6 protein-coding genes are annotated in these 5,017 nt (G+C 67.9%); all 6 read left to right on the top strand.

Annotated features, from left to right (window positions below; genetic code table 11):
- A partial coding sequence (locus tag KDH83_RS29440; RefSeq protein ID WP_212322317.1) for an ABC transporter ATP-binding protein occupies positions 1 to 564 on the top strand: 564 nt, incomplete at its 5' end.
- On the top strand, positions 564 to 1,505 hold the full coding sequence (locus KDH83_RS29435) for an iron chelate uptake ABC transporter family permease subunit (RefSeq protein ID WP_212322316.1): 942 nt from the start codon (positions 564 to 566) through the stop codon (positions 1,503 to 1,505). The genes KDH83_RS29440 and KDH83_RS29435, both read left to right, overlap by 1 nt.
- Positions 1,502 to 2,452, top strand: coding sequence for an iron chelate uptake ABC transporter family permease subunit (locus tag KDH83_RS29430; protein WP_212322315.1), 951 nt, complete (start codon positions 1,502 to 1,504; stop codon positions 2,450 to 2,452). The genes KDH83_RS29435 and KDH83_RS29430 overlap by 4 nt, the downstream gene beginning before the upstream one ends.
- Positions 2,449 to 3,219 (top strand): ATP-binding cassette domain-containing protein, encoded by a 771-nt coding sequence (locus KDH83_RS29425; RefSeq protein ID WP_212322313.1) that lies wholly within the window; start codon positions 2,449 to 2,451, stop codon positions 3,217 to 3,219. Before KDH83_RS29430 ends, KDH83_RS29425 begins: the two co-directional genes overlap by 4 nt.
- A 41-nt stretch (positions 3,220 to 3,260) precedes the next feature.
- Entirely contained in the window at positions 3,261 to 4,193 is a 933-nt protein-coding gene (locus KDH83_RS29420) for a siderophore ABC transporter substrate-binding protein (RefSeq protein ID WP_249205442.1), read from the top strand.
- 92 nt (positions 4,194 to 4,285) lie between these two features.
- A partial coding sequence (locus KDH83_RS29415; RefSeq protein ID WP_212322311.1) for a TonB-dependent receptor plug domain-containing protein occupies positions 4,286 to 5,017 on the top strand: 732 nt, incomplete at its 3' end.

Raw genomic sequence — 5,017 nt, 5'->3', positions numbered from 1 at the left:
GTCCTGGAAGATCTGGCTGAGCTGGCCGGCCAGCTCAGCCAGATCTTCCAGGACAGCTATCTGTTCACGGGCAGCATCGCCGACAACATCCGCGTCGGCAAGCCCGGCGCCACCGAGGCCGAACTCATGGAAGCCGCGCGCCAGGCCGGCGTGACGGAGATCGTCGCGCGCCTGCCGCAAGGCATGGACACCCCGGTGGGCGAGGGCGGCGCGCGCCTCTCGGGCGGCGAACGCCAGCGCATCGCCATCGCCCGCGCGCTGCTCAAGAACGCTCCCATCCTGCTGGTGGACGAGGCGACCGCGGCGCTGGACGCCGAGAACCAGCACGTCATCGCCGAGACGCTGGCGCGGCTGCGCGGCCGCTGCACGCTGGTCGTGATCGCGCACCAGCTGTCCACCGTGGCGATGGCCGACCAGATCGTGGTGCTGGAAGACGGCCGCGTCGTCGAACAAGGCGCGCCGACGCAACTGCGCGAACGCCAGGGCCGCTATGCCGAGTTCCTGGCCCAGCGCCAGGCGGCCAAGGGCTGGCGCATCACGGCGGCCGACGGAGCGCGGCCCTGATGCGTCTGCGCCTGTCCCTGCTGCTGCTCGCATTGAGCTGCGCGTCGGTGCTGATCGGCGCGCGGCAGATGGAATGGCAACAGCTTTTCTCGATGTCGGGCGACGCCTGGCTGACGCTGACGGCCAGCCGGCTGCCGCGCCTGGCGGCGCTGGTGCTGACCGGCGTGGGCCTGTCCGTCTGCGGCGTGATCCTGCAGCATATCGTGCGCAACCGTTTTGTCGAGCCCGGCACCTCCGGCGGACTGGACGCCGCCAAGCTCGGCATCCTGGTGTCGCTGACGCTGGCGCCGGCCGCCGGCACCGCCAGCCGCATGCTGTTCGCGCTGGCCTTCTGCTTCGCGGCCAGCATGATCTATGTCGCCATCATCCGCCGCATCAAGTTCCGCAACACGGTGCTGGTGCCCGTCGTCGGCCTGATGTACGGCAGCGTGCTCAGCGCCATCGCCGAGTTCTACGCCTACCGCCACAACATCCTGCAAAGCATGCAGGGCTGGCTGCTGGGCGATTTCTCGCGCGTGGTGCAGGGCCGCTACGAAATCCTCTACCTGGTGCTGCCCGTGGTCGCGCTGGCCTATCTGTACGCGCACCGCTTCACCGTGCTGGGCATGGGCGAGGAAATGGCCGCCAGCCTGGGCCTGGGCTACGCCGCCACGGCCGCGCTGGGGTTGGTGCTGGTGGCGGTGACGGTGTCCGCCAGCGTGATCGTGGTGGGCGCGATTCCCTTCATCGGGCTGGTGGTGCCCAACCTGGTCGCGATGCGCTATGGCGAGAACCTGGGCCGCACGCTGCCCATCGTCGCGCTGGGCGGCGCCTCGCTGCTGCTGGCCTGCGATATCGTCGGCCGCCTGCTGATGTACCCGTTCGAAGTGCCGATCGGCCTGACGGCCGGCGGCGTGGGCGGCGTGCTGTTCCTGATACTGATCCTGCGGGGGCTGCGATGAGGCGCGTCTCCCGTCTGTGGCTGATCCTGGCGGCGGTGGCCGCGCTGGCGGCGGTGTTCGTGCTGGCGGGTTCCGGCCTGGACTTTGGCTACGTGATCCCGAAGCGGCTGGTCCGGCTGGCCGCCATCGTCGTCGGCGGCGTCTGCGTGGCGCTGTCGGCCATCGTGTTCCAGACGCTGGTGAACAACCGCATCCTGACGCCGGCCATCATGGGCTACGAGGCGGTCTACCTGCTGTGGCAGTCGCTGCTCCTGCTGCTGGCCGGCGCGCAGGCGCAGGCGGCGCTGGGCTCAGGCGGCGGTTTCATCGTGTCGCTGCTGCTGATGCTGGCCTATTCCTGGGGCATCCACCGCTGGCTGCTGCGTGGCGGCCGCAACGACGTATACCTGTTGCTGCTGGTCGGGCTGGTGCTGACGATGGTGATCGGCACCTTCACGCAGTTCGTGCAGCTGCGCATCAGCCCGGGCGAATTCGCCGTGTTCCAGGGCCTGAGCTATGCCTCGTTCAACCGCGCCCGGCCCGACACGCTGCTCTATGCCGCGCTGGCCGTGGCGGCCGTCTGCCTGGCCTGCCGCAAGTCGCTGCCAGTGCTGGACGTGCTGGCGCTGGGCCGCGAACAGTCCATGTCGCTGGGCGTGGACCATCCGCGCCATGTGCGTCGCTACCTGGCGCTGATCGCCGTGCTGGTGGCGGTGTCGACCAGCCTGATCGGGCCGACGGCCTTCATGGGCATCTTCGTCGCCAACATCGCCTATGCGCTGGCGGGCAGCGTCAGGCACCGGATCGTGCTGCCGCTGGGCTGCGCCATCGCGATCGCCATCTTCCTCGCCGCCCAGCTGCTGGTCGAGCATGTCTTCAACTACAAGACCACCGTCAGCATCCTGGTGAACCTGGTGTGCGGCGCGTACTTCCTGGCGCTGACGGTCCGCGCCCGAGGCACCTCATGATCGCCGTCCGCAATCTCCACAAAGCCTATGGCGCCAAGACGGTGCTGGCCGACGTCAGCTGCGAATTCCCAGCCGGCCGCGTCACCTCGCTGATCGGCCCCAACGGCGCCGGCAAGTCCACTCTGCTGATGCTGATGGCGCGGCTGCACGCACCCAGCCAGGGCCAGATCCTGCTGGACGGCCGCAACGCCGGCGCCATCCGCATCGCCGACTACGCCAGGCGCGTGGCCACGCTGCGCCAGTCGCCAGGCTTCAACCTGCGCCTGACGGTGGACGAGCTGGTCGCCTTCGGCCGCTTCCCATACAGTCGCGGCGCGCTGACGGCCCAGGACCGCAAGGCCATCGACGAGGCCATCGCCTTCCTGGACCTGGCGCCGCTGCGTCAGTCCTACCTGGACGAACTGAGCGGCGGCCAGCGCCAGATGGCCTTCCTGGCCATGACCATCGCGCAACAGACCGACGTGCTGCTGCTGGACGAGCCGCTGAACAACCTGGACATGAAGCACGCGGTGCAGATCATGCGCGCGCTGCGCCGCCTGTGCGACGAGCATGGACGCACCGTGATCCTGGTGATCCACGACATCAATTTCGCGGCCAATTATTCCGATCACATCGTGGCGCTGAAACATGGCGCGCTGCGTTTCAGCGGCCCGGTCGACGAGGTCGTGACCGAGCAGCGGCTGGGCGAACTGTACGACCTGGATTTCGAGATCGTGCCGAACGGACGCGGCCGTCTCTGCAATTACTTCACCCCCTCTGGAGCATGAGCGTGTACTGGAAGATCAAGCGCCGGGCAGCGGCATCGGCAATGGTTGTGGCTGCCGTCCTGGCAGGTTGCGGCGACGGCCCCGCAGAAGCGCCGCAAGCCGCGAAGGCGCTGGCCGCGCCCGTCACGGTCAAGCACCAGCTGGGCATCACCACGGTCGCCAACGTGCCGCGCAAGGTCGCGGTGCTGGACATGAACGAGGCCGATTTCCTCGACCAGCTCGGCGTGCCGATCGCCGGCATGACCAAGGACTATGTGCCGCACTTCCTGTCCAAATACAAGGACGCGCCCGACGTGCAGGACCTGGGCGCCATCGTGCAGCCCAACCTGGAACGCGTGCACGCGCTCAAGCCCGACCTGATCCTGATCACGCCGATCCAGGCCAATCATTATCAAGAGCTGGCCGAGATCGCGCCCACGCTGCATTTCGACGTGGACTACAAGAACAGCCAGCGCACCCACATCGCCACCGTCAAGCAGCACCTGCTGACGCTGGGCCGCATCTTCGACAAGGAAGCGCTGGCGCAGCAAAAGGCCGCCGAGCTGGACGCCAAGGTGGAAGAAGCCCGGCGCGTGACCGCCGGCCGCCCCGAGAAGGCCATGATCGTGATGCACAACAACGGCGCCTTCAGCTCGTTCGGCGTGCAGTCGCGCTATGCCTTCGTGTTCGACGCCCTGGGCGTGCAGCCCGCCAGCACCGCCGTCGAGACCAGCCTGCACGGCCAGCCGATATCCAGCGAATTCATCCAGGAAGCCAACCCCGACATCCTGTACGTGGTGGACCGCAGCGCCGTGATGGAGCGCCGTCCCGTCATGGACGCCGAACGCATGGCCAATCCGCTGCTGCGCCAGACCAATGCCTGGAAGAACGGCCGCGTGGTGTTCGTCGACGCCGACGCCTGGTACATCACCGCCGCCAGCGTGACCTCGCTGAAGCTGCTGATCGACGACGTCATCAAGGGCTATCAACGCTGACCCGGCATCGGGTCCCTGGCTCCCCGCTATTCGCTTTCTTGTCCGGCTCCGGCCGGCGACCGCTACCCCGTTTCGAACGAAAGGAAACTGGCATGACCTCACTCGGCCATACACAACGCTCCGCCCAGCCCGCCAGACAGGCGGCGCACTCCCGCAACGGCCTGCCCGCGCCGCGCGCCACCGCGCTGTTGCTGGGCCTGACGCTGGGCGCCCTGGCGTCCTCCGCGCTGGCGCAAACGAGCGGCAGCGCGGCGCCGGCCTCGACGGAGGCGGCAACCCTGTCGCCCATCAAGGTGCAAGGGCATGCCGAGGAAGTCGGCGCCTACGCCGGCGGCCAGGTGGCGACCGGAGGCCGCGTCGGGCTGCTGGGCGACAAGGACTTCATGGAGACGCCGTTCAACACCATCAGCTACACGGACAAGTTCATCGCGGACCGGCAGGCTCGGGATATCACCGACGTGATTTCCGCCACCGACCCCACCGTGTTCAGCAACGGCCAGACCGGCGCCATCAACGAGTTCTATTACATCCGTGGTTTCGCATCGGCCATCGGCGACGTTTCCTTCGGCGGCCTGTACGGCATCTCGCCCTACTACCGGGTCTCGCCCGAGATGTTCGAACGCATCGACGTGCTGAAGGGCCCGTCCGCGCTGCTCAACGGCATGCCTCCCGGCGGTTCCGTCGGCGGCAGCGTCAACCTGGTGCCCAAGCGCGCTGGCGACGATCCGCTGGCGCGCCTGACGGGGACCTATATGTCCGACGCGCAGTTCGGCACCCATGTGGACCTGGGTCGGCGCTTCGGCGACAACAAGCAGTTCGGCATT

It is taken from the genome of Achromobacter sp. Marseille-Q0513 (assembly GCF_018195695.1).
Lineage (GTDB): Bacteria > Pseudomonadota > Gammaproteobacteria > Burkholderiales > Burkholderiaceae_B > Achromobacter.
Note: the sequence above shows the minus strand (reverse complement) of the source record. Positions and strands in the feature narration are given on the sequence as shown.